At 56.6% G+C, this 24,764-nt stretch carries 20 protein-coding genes; 7 read left to right on the forward strand and 13 right to left on the reverse strand.

What is annotated here, in order from left to right; all coding sequences use genetic code 11:
* From M7F93_RS00745 to M7F93_RS00775, 7 genes are all read right to left on the reverse strand, one after another.
* Nucleotides 1–1,324 (reverse strand): CYTH and CHAD domain-containing protein (locus M7F93_RS00745; RefSeq protein ID WP_298167524.1); only part of this gene is annotated, 1,324 nt, incomplete at its 3' end.
* Nucleotides 1,308–1,946 (reverse strand): ParA family protein, encoded by a 639-nt coding sequence (locus tag M7F93_RS00750; RefSeq protein WP_298167527.1) that lies wholly within the window; start codon nt 1,944–1,946, stop codon nt 1,308–1,310. The genes M7F93_RS00745 and M7F93_RS00750, both read right to left, overlap by 17 nt.
* 12 nt (nt 1,947–1,958) lie before the next feature.
* Nucleotides 1,959–4,064 carry a polyphosphate kinase 1 gene (gene ppk1, locus M7F93_RS00755; RefSeq protein ID WP_298167530.1) on the reverse strand — a complete coding sequence of 702 codons (2,106 nt, stop codon included), beginning with the start codon at nt 4,062–4,064 and terminating at the stop codon, nt 1,959–1,961.
* A complete protein-coding gene (gene folD / locus M7F93_RS00760) occupies nt 4,061–4,924 on the reverse strand; it encodes a bifunctional methylenetetrahydrofolate dehydrogenase/methenyltetrahydrofolate cyclohydrolase FolD (protein ID WP_298167532.1) in 864 nt (287 codons plus the stop codon). The genes ppk1 and folD overlap by 4 nt, the downstream gene beginning before the upstream one ends.
* Before the next feature lie 241 nt (nt 4,925–5,165).
* Entirely contained in the window at nt 5,166–8,243 is a 3,078-nt protein-coding gene (locus tag M7F93_RS00765) for an efflux RND transporter permease subunit (RefSeq protein WP_298167535.1), read from the reverse strand.
* 10 nt (nt 8,244–8,253) lie between these two features.
* The gene (locus M7F93_RS00770) at nt 8,254–9,345 is read right to left on the reverse strand and encodes an efflux RND transporter periplasmic adaptor subunit (protein WP_298167538.1); all 1,092 of its coding nucleotides are present in this window, start codon (nt 9,343–9,345) and stop codon (nt 8,254–8,256) included.
* Nucleotides 9,346–9,388: 43 nt separating this feature from the next.
* The gene (locus tag M7F93_RS00775) at nt 9,389–10,939 is read right to left on the reverse strand and encodes an efflux transporter outer membrane subunit (RefSeq protein WP_298167541.1); all 1,551 of its coding nucleotides are present in this window, start codon (nt 10,937–10,939) and stop codon (nt 9,389–9,391) included.
* A gap of 186 nt (nt 10,940–11,125) precedes the next feature.
* On the opposite strand from M7F93_RS00775, the gene M7F93_RS00780 reads away from it, so the two are divergent.
* Nucleotides 11,126–11,911, forward strand: coding sequence for a tetratricopeptide repeat protein (locus M7F93_RS00780; RefSeq protein WP_298167544.1), 786 nt, complete (start codon nt 11,126–11,128; stop codon nt 11,909–11,911).
* Between the two features lie 66 nt (nt 11,912–11,977).
* On the opposite strand, the gene M7F93_RS00785 is transcribed toward M7F93_RS00780, so the two are convergent.
* Entirely contained in the window at nt 11,978–12,556 is a 579-nt protein-coding gene (locus tag M7F93_RS00785) for a Maf family protein (protein ID WP_298167547.1), read from the reverse strand.
* A 12-nt stretch (nt 12,557–12,568) separates the two neighbouring features.
* Complete coding sequence (gene ppc / locus M7F93_RS00790; RefSeq protein WP_298167550.1) at nt 12,569–15,358, reverse strand: phosphoenolpyruvate carboxylase; 2,790 nt, start codon at nt 15,356–15,358, stop codon at nt 12,569–12,571.
* A gap of 373 nt (nt 15,359–15,731) precedes the next feature.
* Here ppc and hfq point away from each other — a divergent pair, with 373 nt between their 5' ends.
* The 6 genes from hfq to M7F93_RS00820 are packed head-to-tail and all read left to right on the forward strand — an operon-like array spanning nt 15,732 to nt 21,923.
* Complete coding sequence (hfq, locus tag M7F93_RS00795; protein WP_298167553.1) at nt 15,732–15,992, forward strand: RNA chaperone Hfq; 261 nt, start codon at nt 15,732–15,734, stop codon at nt 15,990–15,992.
* Between the two features lie 47 nt (nt 15,993–16,039).
* Nucleotides 16,040–17,314, forward strand: coding sequence for a ribosome rescue GTPase HflX (gene hflX / locus M7F93_RS00800; RefSeq protein ID WP_298167556.1), 1,275 nt, complete (start codon nt 16,040–16,042; stop codon nt 17,312–17,314).
* A 14-nt stretch (nt 17,315–17,328) separates the two neighbouring features.
* Nucleotides 17,329–18,522: an FtsH protease activity modulator HflK gene (gene hflK, locus M7F93_RS00805; RefSeq protein ID WP_298167558.1), complete on the forward strand. Its 1,194-nt coding sequence runs from the start codon at nt 17,329–17,331 to the stop codon at nt 18,520–18,522.
* On the forward strand, nt 18,519–19,391 hold the full coding sequence (gene hflC, locus M7F93_RS00810) for a protease modulator HflC (protein WP_298167561.1): 873 nt from the start codon (nt 18,519–18,521) through the stop codon (nt 19,389–19,391). Before hflK ends, hflC begins: the two co-directional genes overlap by 4 nt.
* The gene (locus tag M7F93_RS00815; RefSeq protein ID WP_298167564.1) at nt 19,388–20,590 is read left to right on the forward strand and encodes an ATP phosphoribosyltransferase regulatory subunit; all 1,203 of its coding nucleotides are present in this window, start codon (nt 19,388–19,390) and stop codon (nt 20,588–20,590) included. The genes hflC and M7F93_RS00815 overlap by 4 nt, the downstream gene beginning before the upstream one ends.
* 43 nt (nt 20,591–20,633) lie before the next feature.
* Complete coding sequence (locus M7F93_RS00820; RefSeq protein WP_366144651.1) at nt 20,634–21,923, forward strand: adenylosuccinate synthase; 1,290 nt, start codon at nt 20,634–20,636, stop codon at nt 21,921–21,923.
* A gap of 14 nt (nt 21,924–21,937) precedes the next feature.
* On the opposite strand, the gene M7F93_RS00825 is transcribed toward M7F93_RS00820, so the two are convergent.
* The 4 genes from M7F93_RS00825 to M7F93_RS00840 form a co-directional block, all read right to left on the reverse strand.
* On the reverse strand, nt 21,938–22,180 hold the full coding sequence (locus M7F93_RS00825; RefSeq protein ID WP_298167569.1) for a hypothetical protein: 243 nt from the start codon (nt 22,178–22,180) through the stop codon (nt 21,938–21,940).
* 28 nt (nt 22,181–22,208) lie between these two features.
* Nucleotides 22,209–23,552, reverse strand: a complete 1,344-nt coding sequence (locus tag M7F93_RS00830) for a methyl-accepting chemotaxis protein (protein WP_298167572.1) — start codon at nt 23,550–23,552, stop codon at nt 22,209–22,211.
* 12 nt (nt 23,553–23,564) lie between these two features.
* On the reverse strand, nt 23,565–24,521 hold the full coding sequence (locus M7F93_RS00835; RefSeq protein WP_298167574.1) for a chemotaxis protein: 957 nt from the start codon (nt 24,519–24,521) through the stop codon (nt 23,565–23,567).
* A 66-nt stretch (nt 24,522–24,587) separates the two neighbouring features.
* Nucleotides 24,588–24,761: a hypothetical protein gene (locus tag M7F93_RS00840; RefSeq protein ID WP_298167577.1), complete on the reverse strand. Its 174-nt coding sequence runs from the start codon at nt 24,759–24,761 to the stop codon at nt 24,588–24,590.
* Nucleotides 24,762–24,764 lie beyond the last annotated feature (3 nt).

Raw genomic sequence — 24,764 nt, forward strand, 5'->3', positions numbered from 1 at the left:
CCAGGTGCTGTCCCGCCATGTCGGCGTCATGTATGGCACCAGAGATTTCCTGCAAGGCGGAAAGCATTTTGAGCAGGGTTTTACTGTCTTTGCTGGGCCACATATCGCCAAGTGCCAGAATCACATAGCGCCAGTTCTTAATGCGTATGCGCAAGGCGTGAAAACTGGCGGCGGTTTTGACTGCATCTCCCGCAGCCATTAATTGGCGATCCTGACGCCGCAAATGCATTTCCGCGTAGTGTTGTAGATCCTGATCACTGTATAGCGCTGCACGCAGCAGCAGTGCCCAAAGCTTCAGGATCGCGGCGGCGAACTGGCCAAGATGTGCATGCGTTGCTTCAGCCTGTACCATCAGCCAACTATGCAGCGGGGCCACTTCGGTGCCTGTATCCGTGGCCAACGCCTCCCAATAAGTGGCGAGTACTTCATGGTCACGCCGTATATTTTGCTGGTGAAACCAGTCCGCCAATTCCCGACGGGCACCGCCGAGGCGGTTATCAGCATCCAGAGCCCGGCAGAAACGCAGTAGGGCGCGCAGGCTGCGAACAGTTTTGCGCAACTGATGAAAGGTCTTCGTACTATTAGCGGCCCAATGCTGCCTGGCTTCGCCAGTCGCCTGTTGACTTTGCTGGATCAGCAGGCGGCTAAGTGCCGTTCCGGCGTTTTCGTGGCGGCGGAGCGGTGGTGTTTTGTCTCGCATCGTACTGGTATCGGCCGGTATCAGCCCGGCGAGGCGCAAACCCCGGAACAGCTTGCTTTCCCCATCGGGCAACAGCGGCAGATCGTGGCACAGCTCCGCGCCCATCTCCAATACCGCGGCAGGCTCCCCTGTTGCCAGTTCCAGTTCTACTTCGAGAATAGGTTCACGCAAGCCGTTGGCAACGATTTCTCCGCGATCCAGTGCGACCAGAATCTGGCTGCCATCCGCGCGATCCACCCGACTCTCCAGCCGTTCAAAACGGGTTTCAAGAATGACTTGCAACGCTAAATCCAAAAAGGGTGCCAGTAACGCTGCAGCATTCGCGTCAGTAAACACCCGAAGATCCGCTCTGGCGGAGGAAACAGCGACGTTCCATTCGGGGCGCTGATGCAACCCGCCAGCGGATTGACCTTCGGCCTTGAGAGTGGCTACCCACTCTTTCCCTTCCCGACGCACACGGTAGGCCAGCCTGGCGCGCTGCAAGGCACCATCGCGACTATCGTAGTATAGAGCGTGAAGCGGCAAAGGAGGTGTTGTGCCCAGTGCCAGCAGAGGATGTTGATAAATCTTTTCCCAGGCGCAGGGGGAAGGATCGAGTACCTGTAGTTTAAGCTCTTGCTCCATGTCCCCCCTCCATTACAAAGCGCAGAATCTGCGCCCATTGCGGTAACTCCGCACGGGTTTCTGTCGTCCGCAAATCCGCTATGCCCGCGCCCTGTTGCGCGGCCCGCACATAGAGCTGGCTATCGCGCAGGGTGGCCACCACCGGCAACTGCAAATCTGCCAGAAACATTTGCAGTTGTTGTCCGCCCTTGGTACGCGCATTCACGCGGTTGGCAATAACACCCATGCGCACCTTACCCTTGCGAAAGCGTTTAATCTCATCCAGTTTTTCCAGGAAAAGACGGCTGGCATCCATATCGAAAGAAGAGGGGCCGATGGGTACCAGCAGCGCCCCCACCTCATCCAGCATGTCTTCCAGGCGCCTTTTTTTCAGACCAGCAGGGGCATCAAAGACGACGAAATCACTCGGCGGATAATCGCGGAAATCCCGATCAGCATCGACCATGACGGACAGCTTTGGTAAGTGCTCCGACCGCCGCTCGACCCAGGTGCTGGACGAATGCTGCGGATCCAGGTCAGCGAGAAGTACCGAGCCGCGCAGTGCCAGCAAACTGGCGAGGTTGGTGGCGACTGTCGTTTTTCCGGAACCTCCTTTACTGTTGAGCACCAGCACCCGGATCACGACGAAACCCTGTCACGCATGGTGGTTACTCCTGTCGTAGTGTTCCAGTAAGCGGTCCTGAGCCGATTTACAGGCGGCGTCCGGGGTTTTGCGCAGAAAATCATAAGCACCATCGGCACGCATGGCCCAGGCGTTACAGTCATCTTCCAGGTACAGCTGAAGGGTTTCTCTGAGTACGCGGGCGCGCAAGTCAGGGTCGAGAATAGGTACCGCCACTTCCAGGCGGCGAAAGAAATTGCGCCCCATCCAGTCGGCACTTGACATCCAAAGCTTGGGAGATCCGTCATTCCCGAAGTAATAGACGCGGCTGTGTTCGAGAAAACGACCGACAATGGAACGTACCCGGATATGCTCAGAGACGCCCGGTATGCCGGGGCGTAAGGCACAGGCGCCGCGTACCACCAGGTCGATTTCTACCCCAGCCTGGGAGGCTCGGTACAGGGTGCGAATCAGGTCTGGTTCGACCAGCGCGTTCACCCGCGCGATGATGCGGCCTTTCACGCCGTGCTGGGTCTCCGCCTCGATGGCATCACGTATTCCGCTGAACATCGTAAAGGGGCTTTGCAACAGGCAACGCAGTTGCGGCGCCTTGCCCATGCCAGTGATGTGCATGAACAGATCATTCATATCCGCCGTGATGTCAGGATTTGCGGTGAGCAGGCTGAGATCGGTATAAATCCGCGCATTGCGGGGATGATAATTGCCAGTACCCAGATGCCCGTAGAGGCGAATCCCATCCTCCTCACGGCGCAAGACCAATATCATTTTGGCATGCACTTTGTGATTGACCACGCCGTATACCACCTGCACACCCACCTCTTCCAGGCGCTCCGCCATCTGGATGTTATTTGCTTCGTCAAAGCGGGCCTTGAGCTCGACCACGGCAGTGACCTGTTTGCCAGCCATCGCCGCTTCTATCAGCGCATCAATGATGGGAGAGTCCGGGGTGGTGCGGTACAACGTCTGCTTGATACCGATGATCTGCGGATCATTGGCCGCCTGGCGGAGAAAATCCAGTACTGGGTTGAAGCTCTGGTATGGGTGATGGAGGAGAATGGGTGCCTCGCGGAGTTGCGCGAATATATTTTCCGGGCGCGTACAGACGGATGGCAGACCGGGTACAAAGGGCGGGAAGAGCAGGTCGGGGCGGGGAACCATGTCGATAATGGCTGCCAGCCGTGACAGATTCACGGGCCCCAGCAGCGCATAAAGATGATCCTCGCCAAGCTCAAAATGTTTCAAGAGGTAGTCGATTACCTCGCGCGGACAGTTGTTGGCGACTTCCAGCCGTACCGCCTCACCAAAAGGGCGCATCGGCAATTCATCAGCGAGCGCATCAAGGAGGTTGTCCACCTCTTCTTCGTCCACGAAGAGTTCACTGTTGCGGGTTACCCGGAACTGATAAAAGCCCTGAATAGTCAGGCCCGGAAAGAGGGTTTGCACATGCTCGTGAATGATAGAAGAAAGAAACACGAAATCATGCGGGCCGGCCAGATGTGCTGGAATCTGGATGATACGCGATAGTATCCGCGGCGCCTGCACGATGGCGATGGGACTGTGCCGCCCATAGGCGTCCTGACCCTCCAGGACGATGGCGAAATTCAACCCCTTATTCTGTACCTTGGGAAAGGGATGGGCCGGGTCAAGGCTCAGGGGCGTGAGCAGAGGTAGGACTTCACTCTGAAAATAACTGCTGATCCAACGTCTTTGCGCGACCCGCCACTCGCGTCGGCGCAACAGACGGATATTCTCTTTGGCCAGGGCGGGTAGCAGTCGTTGGTTCAGGCAGCGATACTGTGCAGAGATAATTTCGTGGGCCATTTTGGCCACTGCTTCAATTTCGATATTAGGTCCGAGCATATCCGGCCCCGAGGGGCCAGCGCCGAATTTGCGTCGCTGCAGAAGCCCTGCCATGCGTACTTCAAAAAATTCGTCCAGATTGTTGGAAACAATGGTCAGATAACGTAAACGCTCCAGCAGGGGCACATGTGGATCATCCGCCAAAGCAAGTACCCGCCGGTTAAATGCGAGGATGCTGAGATCGCGGTTAAAATAGAGATCGGGATTATCCAGAGATGGCGCCGCACCAGATTTTTGCGGGACAGGTGTCCCATTCATGAGCTTATCCCCATGCGTTGCTCTGCCGCAATCAGGGTATTCTGCAAGAGTGTGGCTACCGTCATGGGTCCGACTCCACCGGGGACCGGCGTGATCCACGCCGCACGTTGCTCCGCGCCAGCAAAGTCCACATCGCCGGTCAGACGCCCGTCCGGAAGACGATTGATTCCCACATCGATGACCACTGCTCCCTCACGAATCCACTCACCGGGTATCAGTCCCGGTTTGCCTGCCGCCGCGACGAGCAACTCGGCGCGTCCCACATGGGCCGCGAGATCGCGGGTGAAGCGGTGGCAGACAGTCACCGTCGCCCCGGCCAGGAGCAGTTCCAGTGCCATGGGCCGCCCGACAATATTGGATGCGCCGACAATCACCGCTTCTTTCCCCCTGACCTCTATACCGGTTTCCTGAAGCAAGGTCATGATACCGGCGGGTGTACAGGAGCGCAGCAGTGGCGCGCGCAGCGCAAGACGGCCGACATTATAGGGGTGAAAACCATCGACATCCTTGTCGACAGCAATAGCCTCGATGATTTCTTCAGGATCAAAATGCGGGGGCAGGGGCAACTGCACCAAGATGCCATCCACGGCATTATTAGCGTTTAGTTCGGAAATATGAGACAGGAGTTGTTGTGGCGTGCTGTCTGCGGGAAGATTGGCAGAAAAAGAGCGGATGCCCACTGAAGCACAGGTATCCCGCTTTTTCTGCACATAGACCTGAGACGCGGAATCGGCCCCGACCAGCACTACCGCAAGACCAGGGGAGCGTCCATAACGCTGGAGAAAAGCCTGACTGCGATGGGTGACATCCGCCTGTATTTTTTTGGCGATGGCTTTGCCATCAATGCGTTGTGCAGTCACCAGGACCTCTTTGCTAAGGTCTCAATGCTCGGGAAGAATTCGTGACCCATGAAAATTTACCTGTGTGCGAACAGCGAACAGGCCAACCCGGCAAGGGCGGCGAAGCGGATGTTTCTCAAAAAAGACCAGCGAGAATACCCACCGGTATTCTTCTGGCCACCCTCCGTCTTGTCAAGCGAAAAAGGCCGGGACCCTAATAAGCGTCCCGGCCGGATCCACCGAGCAAAGCAACAATCTCCTGTCAGGCTTCCTGGGGCTGGGACGCGCGCAAATCCTTGGCGAGTACCATATACATGGCTGGCACCACGAAAAGCGAGAAGAAAGCGCCAATACCCAAGCCGGTAAAGATTACCAGGCCCATCTGGAAGCGACTGACCGAGCCGGGTCCGCCCGCTAACAGCAAGGGCAGAACGCCCAGTACCATCGCTCCCGTGGTCATGAGGATGGGACGCAAACGAATGCTGGAGGCTTTCTGCACGGCTTCACGCTTGTTGAGTCCTTCTGTTTTCTGGATCTCGTTGGCGAACTGCACGATCAGAATACCCTGCTTGGCGATCAAACCAATCAGCGTGATCAGCCCCACTTCCGTGTAGATGTTGATGGAAGCCAGGCCCAGGCTGATGAAAATCAACGCCCCACTAATGGACATGGGTACCGTAATCAGCACGATCAGCGGATCGCGAAAACTCTCGAACTGTGCGGCCAGTAGCAGGTATATCAGAATGATGGCCAGCGCAAAAGTGATCAGCAGTCCACCCCGCTCTTGCATATATTGACGGGATTGGCTTGCATAGTTCAGAGAGAAATCTTTGGGCATGATTTTTCCCGCTGCAGTCTTAAAGAACCGTAAAGACTCGCCCATGGTAACGCCGGGTTTGGGCACCGCCTGGATGGTCGTCGAGTTGAGCTGCTGGAACTGTGGCAAGTATTGCGGCTCGACCTTGGTTTCAATAGAAACTACGGTAGATAAGGGCACCATCTGGCCGCTGCCGGTCGCGATGTAATATTGCTTCAGGGCGGCCGGATCGAGGCGAAAATGATCCGGTACCTGGGGAATGACCTTGTAGCTGCGGCCTTCCATATCGAAGCGGTTGACATAGTTGCCGCCCAACAGGGGCTGCAGATCCTGGGCGATGTTCGCCATGGTCAGTCCGAGGGTGGCGGCCATGCTCCGATGGATTTTCAGTACGATTTCGGGATTATCAATGCGCAAGTCTTTGGTCACATAGAAAAATAAGCCACTTTTCTCGGCTTCCGCGATCAGCCGCCGAGCCACTTGGTCGATTTTGTTGTAGCTGCCCGGGCTCTGCAGCACAAATTGCACCGGCAGACCACCCGCCGAACCGGGCAGGGATGGCGGCAAGAATGAGGCGAGCTGGAGTCCCGGAACACTCTGCAGGGCCTGCTGGATCCGGGGTTGCAACTGCATCGCCGTCGTGGAGCGTTTGTCCCAATTGGTCAGATTCATGCCCGCGAACAGACTGTTGGAGCCACCGCCGCTGCCCACCGATATGCCGGTGACCATGAAGGTTGCCTTTGTCTCGGGATATTTATTCAATACTTTCAAAACTTGCATACCATCATTGGCCAGTCGATCCGGTGTAATGGTTGGGCCACCCGTGCCCGCATTAAAAATAATGCCCTGATCTTCCGCTGGCGCCAATTCGGTCTTTGAGGTGCTAAACAGAAAATAGATACTCCCGAACACGACCGCGGCAAAGAGCATGGTGACCGGCACATAATTCAGGGTGCTACCCAAGACCCGGTCATAGAACTTACATAGACCAGCGAAGTTCTGCTCGATAAAATGTTCAAAGCCATGTTCCCTGGTCGGGCGTAATATCTTGCTGGAGAGCATCGGCGATAAGGTGAGCGCTACGATCATGGACACTAAAACCGTAGCCACCAGCGTAAACGCGAATTCACCAAACAGACTGCCCGTCAGCCCCCCCATAAATCCGATGGGAGCGAATACTGCGACGAGCGTGGTGGACATGACGATGATCGGTCCTCCCAGTTCCCGCCCGGTCATTAAGGCCGCTTCAACGGGTTTTTTCCCTTCATTGATATGCCGGTGTACATTCTCCACAATGATAATGGCATCATCCACCACCAGTCCGATGGCCAAAACCACGGCCAACAGGGTCAGCAGGTTGATGGTGAAGCCCATGAACCAGGTGATCAGGCCGGCGCCCACGATAGACAGGGGGATGGCGATCGCGGGTATGAGTACCGCACGGAAAGAACCCAGGAAGAGGAAAATGACCAATACCACCACGGCAAGGGTGATTCCAATGGTCATGGCAACTTCATCGATAGAAGCCTGGATGAAGGTGCTGGCATCATAAGGAATCGCCACATGCATGCCGGGCGGCAGGCTTTTAGACAACTGTGCCAGCGATGCTTTTACCCCGGAAGCCACATTCAGAGAGTTAGCCGAAGGCGCTTCCTGAATACCGATAAACGCCGCCGGTTTACCATCGAAAAAGGCCTGCGAAGTGTAATCCTGTGCACCGAGTTCTACTTTGGCCACATCTTTGAGACGGATCAGGGTGTTGCCAGACTGGCGCAGAACCAGATTGCGGAATTCACCCACATTATGCAGATTGGTGGTCGCGACAATGGTGTTTTGGACCGTCTTCCCACGGGTTTGTCCGACAGCGGAAATGAAATCGTTCGCGGCTAATGCTTGTGAAACCTGCGCGGCGGTAATGCCCAAGGCCGCCATTTTCTGAGGATTCAACCACACCCGCATCGCGTAGGTATTCCCGTTGCCGGCGCCCGGTGGCAGTATCTGCGCTTCGCCTACTCCCGGTACCGAGGCCAGTCGCGGTTGCGCCACACGCAGCAGATAGTCGGTAATTTGCTGCTGACTGAGTTCTTGGCTGTAGAAGGCGACATACAGCAGATCTGTCAGGTGACCATTTGTTACGCTGATGACCGGTAATTGACTGCCTGTAGGCAACTGATCCGTTACCTGCTGCACTTTCGATTGGATGTTGGCGAGCGCCGCATTGGGGCTGTAATTCAACTTCATGTACACCGTGATGGTCGAAGAACCAGCCGAACTGTCGGATGTCATGTAATCTATATCCGGTGCGCTGGCGATCACTTTTTCCAGGCGCGCGGTGATGAAGCCTTGTACGGTATCTGGGCTGGCGCCTGGATATGCGGTTTTTACGGAGATGACTGTGTTAACGATGGCCGGATACTCACGGACCGCCATCATCGAATAGGCGTGTAAACCCAGCAGAAAAATGACGAGGCTCAGAGCGGTAGACAGTACCGGGCGGCGAACAAAAATATCGGTAAAAGTCATGTGCTGCGCCTCACGCATCTTTCTCGGTGCTGATCTTGACGAGACTGCCATTCACCAGTTTTACCTGCCCCGCAGTGATGACCATATCACCGGCCTTAAGGCCAGAGACTATGCTCACCTGTCCATTACGCTCCTTGCCGGTCTTGATGACTTGCTGATGGGCGACCTCCACGATCTTGCCATTCTGCGTCGCCTTTTTAATCACGTAGACATAGTTGCCGAAGGTGTTATAAGAAAGAGCGGAGACGGGCACCGTCAACACCCTTTCTTCGATATTGCCGATTACCGTGAGCTCGCCAAAAAGTCCGGGGCGCAATACACTTTGCGGATTGGCAATGGTGGCCTGCACCTCAATTTGCCGTGTCGTACTGTTCACCGAAGCCCCCAATGCGGTCACTTTTCCGTTGAAAACCTGACCGGGGCGTGCATCAGTCTCGACTTGCACCGGCGTACCCACATGGATGTCGTGTAGCTCACTTTGCGGCAAGGTGAAATTCGCATACAGCGGATCCCAGGATTGCAGGTCGACAATCTTGTCACCGGGTGTCAGGTATTGCCCGAGATTCACCTGGCGGATCCCCAGATAGCCACTGAAGGGCGCGCGGATGGCCAACTTGTTCAACGTCGCATGAATATCTCTTAGCGCAGCCACGTTGCTTTGATACACGGCCACCGCGGAATCCAGTTGCGATTGGCTGGTGGCTTTGGTGGCGATCAGAACGCGGGTCCGGCGTAGATTGATCTGTGCCAGACGAAGTTGTGCTTCATCGCTCGCCATCTGAGCAAGCTGGTTGCTGTCGTCAATCTGTACCAGCATGGTACCTTTCCGGACATACTGACCAGAATGAAAATGAATGGCGGTCACATTACCGGCTATCTGCGGGGTGACTTCCACCCCTTGTACCGCTGCCAGAGAAGCTACGGCCTGCAGGTGTGGATGCCAAAGTTCTGTCCGTGCCGCTGTAGCGCTGACGGTTACGATGGGCTTTGGCATATGCGCCATGGCCTCGGAAATCTTCTTGTTGACGAAAGCCTTAAAGCCAAAAATACCGCCAAAAACAATGATCAAGACGACAATTACAATAATAAACGCTTTTTTCATGACCAGTCTCCACGGCGGATGGCTGTACTGAATGCATAACGGCTCATGGGTTAGCCTGCGTTACCGGCAATGTGCCGGCATCTGAATGGGAATTTTGTGGCGCGCTGGCGGTGGGGGAGGCTCGGGACCCCGTTTTGTTCCACCAGCCACCACCCAGAGCAACGAGCAGCGCCGCGGTATCCTGATAGCGCTGCGACTCAGCCTTGATTTCAGCAATCCGGGCATGGTCATACTGTACTTCGGAGGTCAGCAGGGTGAGATAATCAGAGGCTCCCGCCCGGTAACTCGCCTGGGCCAGTTGCAATGCCTGCGCGGCTGCCTGGAGCGCCTCTCGTTGAGCTGCGAGAGTCTGTGCATCATGCTCCACCGCGCGCAAAGCATTCGCTACCTGATCAAAGGCGCTGAGCACTGTGCTTCTGTAGGCGGCATACACTACGTCATAAGCGGCGTGCGCTTCGGCTTTCTGCGCCTCCAATTTGCCGCCCTCAAAGATCGGTTGCGACATGGCGCCCACCAGGCTCCAGATGCTGCTCACCGGGTTGAAAAACAGCCCCGGGTGAGTCGCTGTGGCGCCGAACGCGGCGCTGAGCTGGACGGTGGGATAAAACTGTGCGCGGGCTTCGCCGATCGCCGCATTCGCGGCTTGCATCTGCGCGCGTGCGGCGCGGATATCCGGACGCTGCTTCAACAACTGCGAGGGGAGGCTTACCGGCAATTGCTTCGGGAGTTGCAAGGCCGCGAGGGTAAAGGGTTGGCGCCTGGCGTTCGCAGGAAAGGTTCCCACCAGAATGGCGAGTTCATGACGATAGACGGCGAGTTGTTGCTCCAGGGGTGGCAAGGTCGCCATCTCCGTGGCCAGTTGACTACGCTGGTTCACCACGCTGACGTAGTCGATGGCCCCTGCCCGGTACTGGTTCTCCGTCAGTTGCAGAAGTTTCTTCTCCTGGGCAATGATGGCCATGGTGGCGCGAATCTGACCTTCCGTCGCCGCCTCATTGATGGCGGTGGTGACAATGTTGCCAGTCAGAGCCAGTCGCGCCGCTTCCAGTTCCCACCGTTGATACTCCACCAAGGCTTCGCCGTGGCTGTAGACTAGGCGATTCACGCCAAAAATATCCGGGTAGTAGGTAACGCCGACGCTGCCGGTGATCAGGGAGTAGCGAAAGCCGCCACTCCTGCCAAAGGCCGCCGCGCTGGCCTTGCTGCGATTCGCCTGGAGATTGCCCGTTACCTGTGGATAAAAGATGCTGCTATCCACTCTCGCGGCGGCTTGCGCTTCGCGCAATTGCGCTTGCGCCTGGGCGATGGTCGGGCTGTTTTTCAGACCTACGGCAATCAGGGTGTCCAGCGCCTTGGCGTGAAAAAGCTTCCACCACTCTTCGTGGAGTTCCTGGCCATATGCCATTTCCTGAGCGTGACCAGCAGGGCCGCCGGGTGTCACGGTTCGTTTGATCTGTGCGCCTGCCGTGTAGGGTGCTTTGTCCGACGGGGCCGGGGGCATGCGCAGCGGTGGTTCGAAGCTACAGGCCGCCAGGCTCCCTGCCAGCACGGCCGCCAGCACCGCAGCAATGGGTCTCGGCAATGGTTTTTGCACAACGATACCTCTCACGGGCCTGTACCGACCGGTCAGTATAATGGAGGCAATCCCCCCTGCTGTCAAACGGTTCCGGCGTTTCCCCCGCGCGAAAGCCAGGAACTGATTACCGGGCAATGTGCTCTTGATTTGCACAGGGTTTCACCGCATATTTCCAGTTACGAGGTTTACTGTTTGGAGGAGCGTATGCGGTTGAAAATCTTTGGAACCATCGCCATTGCCTTGATGCTGGCCGCGCCTACAGCGTGGGCCGAACCTAGTGTAGCGCAAGTCACGCAAGCGATACAGGCGGGTCGTTTGGATCAGGCGCAGAGCATGATGCGGGAGGTGCTGGTCGCGCACCCGCAGTCCGCGGAGGCGCAGTATGTCGAGGCGCGGATTCTGGCGCGTCAGGGCCACTGGACCGACGCGGCAGCGGCCTTGCAGAAATCCGAGCAACTTGCACCCGGCATGCCCTTTGTGAAAGCGCAGGTGCTGACCTCTTTTAAGAAGTCGTTGCAGAGTCATGTGAATAAACCGGTCGGTAAAATCAGCAAAGCAAGTCACTGGAGTACAGTGCTGGCGTTTTTCCTGGGTCTCGTCGCATTCATTGCGCTGATATCCATGTTCTTGCGCCGCCGCCGCCAGCAGGCGAGCATGATGTACCGTGGACAGCCTTCCGGGCCTTTCGGGGGGATGAACGGTTATGGTCCCATGAATCCCGGCGGTGCCATGGGCGGCATGCCGCAGCAGGGGGGTGGGCTGGGGTCCAGTCTGACCTCCGGGATTGCCACTGGTGTTGGGGTGGGCGCCGGACTGGCAGCCGGGCAGGCATTGGCCGGCAGTCTGTTTGGACACGGCAATGAATCGGGTAATGCCGCCGGTGATAGCAGCAACAATGATCTGGGTTTGACGGACGACTCCTGGGGCAATGACCAGTTGGCGTCCAATGACGACTTCGGACTGGATGACGGCGGCGACAGCTGGGGCTAAGCCCGTTGCTTTGCGCAATCGAAGGGGCATCACTGCGATGCCCCTTTTTAATGCCTTTTCAGGGGGTTATGGTAGCGGGTAACCGAGTTTGCGCAACACCCGGCAGAGGGCAATCAGCGGCAAGCCCATCAATGCGTGGGGGTCTTCTCCTTCCATGCGCTTCACCAGACTGATGCCCAGTCCTTCGGAGCGAAAACTTCCGGCGCAATCCAGTGGCTGGTCTCGCGCCACATAGCGCTCAATCTCCATTCTCGTTAGCGCGCGTAGGACGATCCGATATGGCACCAGAAATATTTCGGTGCCGGATGCGGCGACGATGGCCATACCGTTGAGAAATTCGACAGCCTGACCCTGCATCCAGTCCAGTTGTTCCACGGCCCGTTCGGCATTCCCCGGTTTGCCGAGAATGCGGGTACCGCAGACCGCCATCTGGTCGGCGCCGATGACCACTGCCTGGGGATTGCGGCGCGCCACGACCTGCGCCTTGGCTTCTGCCAGCCGACAGACGAGGGCCTCTGGCGCCTCCTCCGGTAACGGGGTTTCATCGACCGCTGAAGCTTCCACGCGGAACGGAATTTGCAGATGTTGCAACAATTCCTGGCGGTAAGGGCTGGTGGACGCGAGGATTAATTCTGGCAGAGACACGCACCTTCCTCCTTACCCGGTGTTGCGCTGTCCGGCAGAAATAGCATTGATGGTGCGTAACAGAGGGTCCAGCCATATCTCGCGGAACTCGGGCGGTGCGTCATCATTGCGATAACGACGCAGCAAGGCGAGCTGAATATGGTTGAGTGGCTCCATGTACACGTTGCGCCGTTGCAGGGAAAATGCCAGAGCCGGATTGTCGGCGAGCAGTTGCTCTAATCCGGCCATGGCGAGCATTTCGGCCAGGCTGCGTTCAAACTCGGCGCGAATTTTCTGATATATCCCGGCGGCAATCTTCTGATCTTTGGGTAAACCGGCATATTCGCCGGCGATAGCCATATCTGTTTTGGCCATGGCCATGGCGATATTACTCATGAGCGCCCGAAAGAACGGCCACTGTTGGTACATGTCCCGCAAAGCCTGCAAACGCTCCGGCTTATCCCTCCGCCACTGGGCGAGTGCCGAACCCAGTCCATACCAGGCTGGCAGAATATGCCGCGATTGGGCCCAGGCGAAAATCCATGGGATAGCGCGGATAGAGGACATGGAACGGTCCCCCCGCTGGCGATGAGAGGGACGCGACCCGATGTTCATGTGGGCAATTTCGTTAAGCGGGGTGGCTTCGTAGAAATAATCCATGAAGCCCGGGGTGTTTTCGGTCAGGTCGCGGTAAGCTGCCTCTCCGGTGCGGGTCAACTCTGCCATAATCCGCAAGTGGTTCGGGTTATCACCAGATACGGACCGGACTAGCCCCATACTCGCCTTGATGAGACCGGCCGTGCCCACGGTCAGTTCATAAAGCGCCGTCTCCAGGTTGGCATATTTAAAGGAGAGCACCTCTCCCTGTTCAGTGGTTTTGATTTGTCCGCGTACCGTATCTGGCGGCTGGGCCAGAATGGCTTCGTAGGTGGGGCCGCCGCCGCGCCCCACGCTACCGCCGCGACCATGGAAGACGCGCATCTGAATTCGTCGCTTGTCTGCCAGGGCGGCCAGTCGCATTTGCGCCTGGTACAGGGACCAACTGGAAGAGAGGATGCCGCCATCCTTGCAGGAGTCCGAATAGCCCAGCATGACCTCTTGGGTATCGTCCTGACTGCGGAGGATTTCGGTATAGACCGGGTTGTCCAGCAAGGTAGACATCACCGTGTCCATGCGTTCGAGATCGTGGATAGTTTCAAAGAGGGGCGTGACGGCGATCTCACTGTACAGCCCCTGCCGTGACCAACCGGCCAGGCCGAACTCTTTGGCGAGGACCAGCACTTCCATGATGTGGCTGGCCTCATGTGTCATAGAGATCACGTAGTTGCCGAAACCGGATGAACTCACTTCACGACGCAACTGGGCGATGCAGCGGAACATGGCGCAGGTCTCGGCGGCCATCGGTGACAGATCGGGCTGCTTTTCTACCAGCGGGCCGGGTCGGCGCAGGGCTTCGGAGAGCGTCAGCAGGCGCGTCTCTTCCGGTAGTTCCAGATAGTTGGCGAAGCCGGGCACTGCCGCAAAAAGCTCAGCGATGGTGCGGGAATGTACGGTGGATTCCTGACGAATATCCAGGTTGGCCAGATGGAAACCAAAGGTCTGAACCAGCCAGATAATGTCCTGCACCTTGTGATCGGCGATGTAGTCATCGTTGTGGCCCCGCAAGGAGTCACGCACCAGCAAAAGATCGTCGAGGAAATCCTCTGCGGCCGCATAAGCCGGACCAGAGGATTCGTTGAGGATCTGACCGTTTTCCAGTTGCCGAAGTCGCAGATCAAGGCGCGTCATCATGTAGCGCAGCTTGCGCCGATAAGGTTCGCTGGGGAAACGTTGATCCACCCATTCGGCGAGTTCCGGGAAGTCATCGGCATCTCGTTCCAGCGAGGCCAGCAGGATGGGAGAAATGGCGCAGAAGCGGCTGGAATGCCCAAGCAGTTGGTAGAGATCGCTTAAGCGTTGCTGGTATTCTCGCAACACTTCGATGCTTTGGGTACGCAAGGCCCAACCGGTAATGGCCGCCGTCACATTGGGATTGCCATCGCGGTCACCACCGATCCAGGAGCCGAAGCGGATGAAAGCCGGGATGTCGATATCATCATTGCCAAAGACCCGTCGCGCTGCACGTCGCGCCGCCTGGTAGGTGCGTGGCACGGCCTCAAAGAGGCTGTCGCGGAAATAGAAAAGGCCATTCTCGACCTCATCCTGTACCTGTGGTCGGTTGGTCCGCACTTCCTCGGTTTCCCAGAGAATTTGGATTTGCGCCTTCAGATTGTCGATAACATCCTGTTCTTCCTCATCATTAAGAGATGGATCGTCGAGCATTTTGCTGGCCACAAAGATGCGGCGTAAACCATGAAGCACCGTCCGTCGCTTGGATTCGGTGGGGTGTGCTGTGAATACTGGTAGGTAACGCGTCTGATCCAGGAGAAATTGTATTTGACCGGAGTTGATGCCCTGGTTTTGCAGTTCGCGGAAGGTTTCTTCAAAAGAACCGATCCACAGCCCATCCCCCTTTTGCAACAGGCGGCGACGATGCAGATGTTGGAACTCTTCTTCCGCAATGTTGACCAAGCTGAAGTAGGTGTTGAATGCGCGTATCACCAGCACGAGATCATCCTGGGGCAGTGCGTCGATGAAGCGCGCGAGACGACCACGCAGGCGGAGATCTTCTTTTTTGTGCAAACGGATATATCCCTGGCGAAGCTGCTCTACGGCATTGAATACCCGGGTTCCGGCTTGTTCGCGCAGGACCTCGCCCAGCAAATTGCCAAGCAATTTGACACGAGCGCGGAGTGCTTTGTCATTGATGGTCGTCTTTTCCACGGTTCCGTCTCCTTATTGCATTGATTCCACATTCAGGGGCGATGACCACCGGGTCGTCCGCTGATACTGGGGTACCTGGGGCTGTCTGGGAAAAGTCGCTGTCGCGGTCTTCTGCTTCAGGCTGATGGAGCGGAATGGCCGAGACCACTTTTGCCGACTGGCTTTGCATCTAACGTAATGGGAAGCGTGCGACAGGTCAATTCATAATAAAAGCTGATTGCCGTTCCACCCCAGACAGAGGTGCTATCCGCGGCTGCACAAGCATGGCGTTCGCTTTGTTTTTGAGTTAGTCTAACCGGCATGCAGTGCAAGGAGTCCCGCAGGCTTTTTCACTACCCTAGAAGCGCCATGAAGCATAGTTAAGGAGATAAAAATGGCCGGACAACAAAAAGGACAGATCCTACAGGATCCTTTTCTCAATCTGTTGCGTAAGGAGCATGTTCCTGTCGCCATCTATCTGGTGAATGGTATCAAGCTGCAAGGTTTTGTGGAGTCTTTTGACCAGTTCGTCGTATTGCTTCGCAACAATGTGAGTCAGATGATTTACAAACATGCTATTTCTACGGTGGTTCCCGGTCGTGATGTGCGTTTGCCCTTGCCGGAAGGCGAAGGCGATGCGGAAGAAGGGGCCTGATTCTGGCAAATACCGAAGTTGCTGTAGCCTCGCCCCAGGAGAGGGTTTTGCTCGTCCATGTGGTATTGCATGGTGAGGCCGATCCTGACGATGGGGCGGAGTTTTTTCATCTGGCCACGGATAGTGGTGCGTACGTATTAGAATTCCTTTCCGTACAGCGCGATCGTCCCGACCCGGCGACTTTTCTGGGGCGTGGCAAGGTGGCCGAACTCGCGGAGCAGGTTTCCGACTTGTCTGTAGATCTTGTACTTTTTGATCGAGTCCTGAGCCCCGTGCAGGAGCGCAATCTGGAGCGCGCGCTCCAATGCCGGGTCGTCGACCGGGTGGGTCTTATCCTCGATATCTTCGCGCGACGAGCACGTACCCATGAAGGCAAATTGCAAGTGGAACTGGCGCAGTTGACACGCTTACGGACGCGCCTCATCCGCGGCTGGACTCATCTGGAACGCCAGCGCGGCGGCATCGGACTAAGGGGTCCAGGTGAAACCCAGCTGGAAACAGATCGGCGCCTCATTGGTGAACGTATTCGTTCTCTGCGCGGACGTCTGGTCAAAGTGGCTGCACATCGGGCAACACAGCGGCGGGCTCGTCAGCGGGCACCACTACCAACGGTTGCTTTGGTCGGTTATACGAATGCCGGTAAATCTTCTCTCTTCAATACCCTCACAGAAAGTTCCAGTTACGCTGCTGATCACCTGTTTGCGACCCTCGATCCGGCAATACGGCGTTTGCAAGTCGCGGGGCACGAGGCCATTCTCCTGGCTGATACTGTCGGTTTTTTACGTGATTTGCCGACGGATTTGATTGCCGCTTTTCGTGCGACTTTGGAAGAGGTAAACCAGGCGCAGTTGCTTCTCCATGTAATAGATGGAAGCGCTCCCGACCGTGATGCCCAGATTGCCGCGGTAGACGCCGTTTTGAAAGAAATTGGCGCAGATGGGATCCCCCGCCTGTTGGTACTCAACAAGGTAGATTTGACAGGAGACGCACCAGGTAATGTATATGAAGGCTCTGGTAGCCTGATGGCGGTGCGTGTTAGTGCTTGCTCTGGTGCGGGTATGCCCGAGTTGCTGCAGGCTATGGCGCAGCGTGTAGGGCGATCCATGCTGCGTGCAGAATTGACGTTGACGCCTGAAGAGGGCGCCTTGCGTGCCCGATTGCACCGCATGGCTAGCATTGTTGAGGAAAATTTTGATGAGCTGGGCATGGCACATCTGATTTTTGACATTGATGATCTCACCTGGCGGCGCATGCGTGCGCAAATGCGCAATAGCGGTTGTCAGGCGATAGATACGCCCCCTACAATACCGGCCGATGGCTGAGGAAGGAGAGCGGTATGCCGTGGAGTGATCCGGGCGAAAACGGAAACAAAAACGATAATAACCCTTGGGGGCGGCGTCCCAATGCGCAAAAGCCGGTTTTTGATATCCAGAAAATCACCCAGGAGCTGAAAAAACTGGGTGGTGTTTTTGGCTCCGGCGGTGGCCGTGGCAGCGGGCCGAAGATGGATCGCAAGTGGTTGCGCCTGCTACCTTTTCTGGTGATTATGGTACTGATCCTGTTCTGGGTTGCTTCTGGCATTTATGTCGTGGGACCGGATGAAGAGGGTGTGGTGCTGCGTTTCGGCAAAGAGGTTGGCATCAGCCAGCCCGGTTTACATTATCGGCTTCCTTTCCCTTTTGAGCGTGTATATCTGCCCAAAGTAGCGCAGAGCCGGCGTCTGGTTTTGGGTTATAGTGGCGCCGCTGATTCACTGAATCCCGGCATGATGCTGACTGCAGACGGAAACGTGGTTGATGTCCGTTTTTCCGTGCAGTATCGAATTACCAATGCCAGTCATTATCTGTTTGCCACCACGAATCCGGGTCAGTTGATTTCGTATTGTGCGGAGTCCGCCATGCGCGAGCTGGTGGGGCGTAGCAAAATTGACGATCTGCTTACATCCGGTAGAGGTGCGATTGAGCAGCAGGCACAGCAGCTCACCCAAAACCTGCTGAATCGTTACCATGCGGGTGTCACCGTTGACGCTGTTCAACTGCTGCAGGTGGAATCCCCCAAGGCGGTCCAGCCAGCGTTTACGGAGGTGACGACTGCACGTGAGGATATGGAGCGGGCGCGTAACGAGGCGCAGGCCTATGCGAGCTCGGTGATTCCCAAAGCCAAGGGGGAAGCTGCCGCCATGGTGACGAATGCCGAGGGCTATAAGCAGCAGGTGGTGGATCGTGCCAAGGGGGATAGCGCACGTTTTACGGACATTCTTCAAGCCTATCGGAAAAATCCAAAGGTGGTGAGTGAGCGTATGTACTTACACACCATGCAGGTTATTCTGAGTCATACCCAGAAAGTGATTATTGAAAGTAAGGGGCAGCCCGTGATCTATCTCCATATGCCCGCCAAAACTCCCGTGGCGGTCCATAGTCCGACGAGCTCCACAGCAGTCACGGCGCCAGCCCTGTCTGTAACTCCGCCGGTAGCATTAACGACCAGCCCGGCGGCTTTACGGATTCCGGTAGCGGGGGCCAGATCATGAAGAACTGGGCCTGGAGTTCGATTATTGTGGTACTCGCCTTACTATTGCTGGCTTCTGCGAGCTTCTATTCGGTGCGCATGACCCAGACCGCGGTGGTATTGCAGTTTGGTAAAGCGGTACGGGTGGCGAAAACTCCGGGGCTCTATATGAAATGGCCCCTGATACAAAGTGTGGCGTTCATCGATAACCGTTTATCAAGCTATAGTACGCAGCCGGAATCATTTTTGACTGTCGCAAAAAAGCCGGTGCTCATCAGCTTTTTTGCCGAATGGCAAGTGGTCAATCCACTGGTTTTTTACACCCGCCTGCATAACGATGCGAGCGCACAGAGCCGGATCGGTGACATTGTGCGCTCTTCTTTGCGGAGTAAGATCGGTAAAATGACTTTGGAGTCGGTGATACAGGGTAACCGTCAGGAGATGATTGATCCGGTGCTGGCGGAGGCCAATCAGCGCCTGCAATCTCTTGGCGTGCATCTGGTCGATGTGCGCATTATGCAGGTGGGTTTGCCCCCGGAAGTGCTGCAGGCCGTCTACAAACGGATGGAGGCTGAGCGTACGCAGGAGGCCAATGCATATCGCTCACGGGGTGCCGCCGATGCCGCCGAAATCCGCGCCAGCGCGGACAAGGAAAAGACCCAGATCATGGCGGATGCCTATCGGCAACAAGAAGAACTGAAAGGGCAGGGGGATGCTGAGGCGGCATCCATCTACGGTGCGGCATATGGCAAAGATCCGGCGTTTTTCTCTTTTTATCGCAGTCTGGAAGCTTATCGTCACAGTCTGGGGGACAAGGATATTCTCGTGCTTAACCCGGATTCTCCATTCTTTAAATATTTTCGCCATTCGCTGGAGTCGGCAGGCAAATGACGCGTCCTGAAACTCACCCAGCCTGGTTACTGCCGAGTGGTTTTGAAGATGTTCTCCCTGCACGTACGGAGGCACTGGAACAGTGTCGCCGGGCCTTGCTTGATCTCTACGCACAGTGGGGCTATCGCCAGGTCATTCCACCCTTGGTGGAGCATCTGGAGAGCTTGTTGACTGGAAGTGCCGCAGACCTCGACTTACAGACCTGGAAGCTGTTGGATCAGGACAGCGGTCGGCTGGTGGGTCTGCGTTCAGATATGACGCCGCAGATGGCCCGTATAGACGCCCAGACATCCTCTGCGAAGGAGGTCCGCCGTCTGGCTTATGCTGGCACAGTGCTGCGCGCCCGGCCCGATTTGCTCGGTGGGAGCCGTGCCCCTTTTCAGATGGGCGCCGAACTCTTCGGGGTGGACGGGCCGGCGGGTGATCTGGAGGTCCTTTCGCTGATGGTAGAGAGCCTTATCCACTGTGCGGTATCGAATCTGTTGCTGGATATCGGTCACGTGGGTATTTCCCAGGCACTGGCGGACGCGGCAGGTCTGGAAGGTGCGCTACGTGCAGACCTGTTGCAGCATGTCGAGCGCAAGGCTTGGCCGGATGTACGGGCATGGCTGCGGGAGCACCATTGCGGCATGGAGCTGAGCGCAGATTTTGATGCCCTGTCGCGTTTGCAGGGTGAATTCGACATCTTGGAGCAGGCTCGCCAGCGTCTCGGGCATCACCCGGCGGTTTGCACCGCCCTGGATGACCTGCGTTTCGTCTGGGGGGCATTGCGCCTGCGTTATCCTGATCTTGCGATTCAATGTGACCTCTCGGAGATTCACGGGCATCGGTATCATACCGGCTTGCTGTTTTCGCTGTTTGGTCCGCAGCGTGGTGAGGCGCTGGCCAGTGGTGGTCGCTATGATGATATTGGTGCCGCTTTTGGCCGACGGAGGGCGGCGACGGGTTTCAGTCTGGATCTCAAGCCGCTGCTGCGTGAATTCCCGGAGGCAGAGAGAGCGCGGCGGATTTGGGCTCCGGCTGGTACTGATGATCTTTTGTGGCAGTCGATGCAGGAACATCGCCGGGCTGGTTATGCGGTTTTACAGGACTTGCTGTGTCAGGACGTACCGGACCAACAGATATTGTGGGCACAGGGCTTTGATGCTGTCCTGATCAAAGAACAGGCGAGCTGGAAGATGCGGCAGCTTGATTCGTGAATTTTAATTTTCCAATGACCCATTTGCGGAGTCGTTCGTGGCTATGAATCAAAATGTGGTGATCATCGGTACTCAGTGGGGCGATGAGGGTAAGGGTAAAATTGTTGACTGGCTGACAGAACAGTGCCAGGCGGTGGTTCGCTTTCAGGGTGGACACAATGCTGGCCATACCTTGGTGATAGGCGCGCGGAAAACCGTTCTGCATCTGATTCCCTCGGGGATTCTTCGTGCCGGCGTGTCCTGCTTTATCGGTAATGGTGTGGTGCTGGATCCGCTGGCCCTGTTTTCCGAACTGGATGAGTTGCAACCGGTGGTGCCCGATGCCCATGAGCGCCTGTTCATTTCCGACGCCTGTCCGCTGATTCTGCCCTACCACAAGAGTCTCGACCTAGCGCGGGAGCGGGCGATGGGTGCGGCAAAAATCGGCACCACCGGTCGGGGCATCGGACCCGCTTATGAGGATAAGGTAGCGCGGCGCGCTTTGCGTGTCGCCGACTTGTTTCATCGCGAGCGTTTTGCCGCCAAGCTCGGCGAGGCCCTGGATTACCATAACTTCGTGCTCCAACACTACTTCAAGCAGGAATCGGAAGACTTCCACGCTATCCTGGAGCAGTATTTGGGGTTGGCAGAGCGCCTCGCACCGATGGTGGTAGATGTTTCGGTGCGGCTGGCGCGTTTGCAGGCGGAGGGCGCACGGATTCTCTTCGAGGGTGCCCAGGGTACCTTGCTGGATGTGGATCATGGCACGTACCCCTTTGTGACTTCCTCTAATACAGTGGCGGGAGGCGCTTCTGCCGGCAGCGGGGTAGGGCCGGCGGATCTCGGCTACGTGCTGGGCATTACCAAGGCCTACACCACGCGTGTCGGGGCTGGACCATTTCCTACGGAGCTCTTTGATGAGACGGGGATATTCCTCGCTGAGCGTGGTGCGGAAGTGGGCGCAACTACGGGCCGGGCACGACGTTGCGGCTGGTTTGATGTGGTGGCCCTGCGGGCCGCCTGCCGGGTGAATGGGGTGACCGGTCTGTGCATTACCAAACTGGATGTACTGGATGGCCTTGCTGAAATCCGGATGGCGATCGGTTATCGGGTCAACGGGGTAGTACAGGATGAGTTACCGGGTGGCGCCGAGGCGCTTGCCGCCTGTGAACCAGTCTACGAAAGCTTCCCGGGGTGGATTGAGTCCACGGCAGGCGTACGTCGCTGGGACGCGCTTCCCGATGCGGCCCGTTGCTACCTGGATGCTATCGCGGAGCGCGCCGGACGACCTTTGGCGATCATCTCCACCGGGCCAGATCGGGATGACACCATTTTACGCACGGAGATTCTTTAAGCAGACGTCGGCGATTAAAGTTCACGACCCTCAGCAAACGTATCCCATGCGCCGAAAATGATATGAACGATGACGTGGGCAGCAAACCAGAGCACCATAAAACGCAGAGTCTCCAAGCCGATAGGGATCCAGAAAGGGCTGCCACTACCTGATATTTCAGGGTTGGCGAGAAAATCGCCGCGGGTTGCAAGGATGGCCAAAACCCAAGTGATTGCCCAGGTTTTTATTTGGTCATTTTTTTTTGCTTCGCGCGCCATGGAGTGAATCTTTCTCTGGTTGTCCGGATCAACGACTCATGATGCGGCCGCGCAGTTTGTCGAGTTGCTGCTGTATCATCGTACTAAGGCTCTTGAGTTGTCCGGCACCCTTGCGAACGGCATCTTCATCTCCTTTTTGTAGGGCGGCAATAATGGCGAGGCCAAGCTTATGGACCTGGGGATGCACTTGTTGTACGGCAACGAATTCCGGCAACTGCGCCAATTCATTCTGTGCCATGCCGTCCATCCATTTTCCAAGGCGACACTGATGATGGTCAGAGAGGGCCATCGGAGAGGTGGTGGTATTGTTGGCGCTGATCCTCTCTAAAATGTGGGCGACCCACTGGACGTGCTCCGCTTTGGCGATGGTCAGCCGAGTAGCCAGTGCCGCCTCTCCCTGCACGGCTGCTTCGCTGGCCTGAGCGAGTTGCTCCCGAACTGTATCCAGACCATTCTGAATTTCACCGAATTGGGCGGCGAAATGATCCATGGACCGTTGTAGGGCATTCATGTGACTGTCCATGGCGTCAGCAGCAGCGACCTCCTGAGCACCATCGTTAACGATGTTCTTAAGGTTGCTCCGTGTTTTTTGAGCGGATTGATTGGCCATGCCGAGTACTTCGGCAACGGTTTCCAGTGAGTCGCCACCGCGGCGGAGGTGGGTGATGCTGGCTGCCACTCCTGATTCGACCTGGCCGGCGCCCTCGTTGATGGTGATCGCTGAGTTACGGATGTCTGCAGCCGCGGCAGCAGAGCTTTGCGCGAGCTTTTTGACTTCATCGGCGACGACCGCGAAGCCGCGGCCGTGCTCCCCTGCGCGTGCTGCCTCAATGGCAGCATTCAAGGCCAACAAATTAGTTTGTTTGGCAATTTCCTGTACTTTGCCGGCGAGACTGGTGATGTTGCGAGTTTGTTGTAAAAAAGCCTGCACGGTTTTACCCATGGCGGTAACCGTCTGCTCGACGAGGTCTATTTCGCCAATCAATTCGGATAGCCGTTCATTGCCCATCTGCACCTCGCGCAGTGTGTTTTCAGCGAGATCCTGGTTTTCGGCGACGCTCTCGGCGGCGCTGCGGACTGCTACAACGACGGCATGCGCCTGGGCTTGGAGAGACTGGCTATCTGCTTGCGCCACCTCAATGTTTTTACGGAAGTCAATGCCAAGCAGATGGCCCTCAGCAGCGTGTTCCAGCGCCGTGACCTGGTGGTCGAGGGCAAGACAATCCTGCTGCAGGCGGTTTTTCTGCCAATTGCAGATGGGAGCGACGGTAGCTTGCAATTCTTCATCCTCGGCGATCAGATGCGCGGCATCCGCATCACCATCCAGACAGGCGGAAAGCAAGGAAATCAAAGAGCTGGGATCGGTAGACATAGGGCTGTCCTCTTAATTGGGCTGAATGGCCTTGGCGACGGCGCGGGCCAGATCGTCTGGCAGGAATTTGGCGACGTAGCCATCGGCCCCGACGCTGTGGGCGTGGGATTCGTTGGCCGTGCCGGACAATGAGGAGTGGATGACCACTGGGATTTCACGCAGGGTCTCATGTTCTTTGATACGTCGGGTGAGGGTGAAGCCGTCCATCTCCGGCATTTCGAGGTCGGTGAGTACCATGGCTACTTTATCGCGCAAAGGAATACCTGCTGCCTTGGCATCATGCGCTAACTGTTGCAGGCGATCCCAAGCCTCTTTCCCAGTCTTGGTACCGATGAAAGGAAGGCCAAGGCTGCGCAGCGTTTTTTCGATCTGATTGCGGGCGACGCCGGAATCATCCGCATAGAGAATGACAGCGCCTTGGGGAATGTTGACTACATGCTGCTGGACCAGTTCGCCGCCAGCCTTGAAGCGGGAGGGGAGTACTTGTCGCAGAATGTGCTCGACATCGAGGACGAGCGCCAAGCGGGCGGTTTCTTCATCTTCGTCGAGACGCGCTAGACTCGTGATCAGTCCGCCGACGGCAGCGCCTTCAGCGGAGAGTACCCGGCTCCATTCCAAACGGACGATTTCTTCAACTTCCTCTACGGCAAAGCCCTGAATGGATCGCTCATACTCCGTAACCAGCAGGATGTTGAGCCCATCGGCGTGGCAACCGACCACAGTGGGAAGATCAATCACAGGGATGATCTGCCCACGAATGTTGGCGACACCCATCACATGCTCTGGAGCACCAGGCATGGGAGTGATCTTTGGCATCACCAGTGCTTCGCGGACCTTGAAGACGTTGATGCCGAAAAGCTCACGGCTGTTGAGCTGCTGATCTTTACCGAGGCGGAAGACCAGGAGTTCAAATTTGTTAGTGCCGGCGAGTTGGGCTCTTTCATCCACTTCACGTAATAACTGGCTCATAGGTTTGGTCCTTGGTGACTTTTCTGGGTGGCGGCAGACAGTGCGTCTAAATTCTGGAAAATCACATCACGCAGCGCTAAATATCTTACGAATTCGTTCCAGACCTTTATGGAATTGGTGGATAGAACGTCCGAGCGCCTTCCGCACATCGGCTCCACGCAGAAGCGGGTTCAGTTGCCGGTGATAACGCTCCATGATCAGTCTGTCGGCAGGATTCATATAAAATATGGTATTTTCCATAGT

Origin of the sequence: Acidithiobacillus sp. (assembly GCF_027322205.1) — a bacterium.
GTDB lineage: Bacteria > Pseudomonadota > Gammaproteobacteria > Acidithiobacillales > Acidithiobacillaceae > Acidithiobacillus.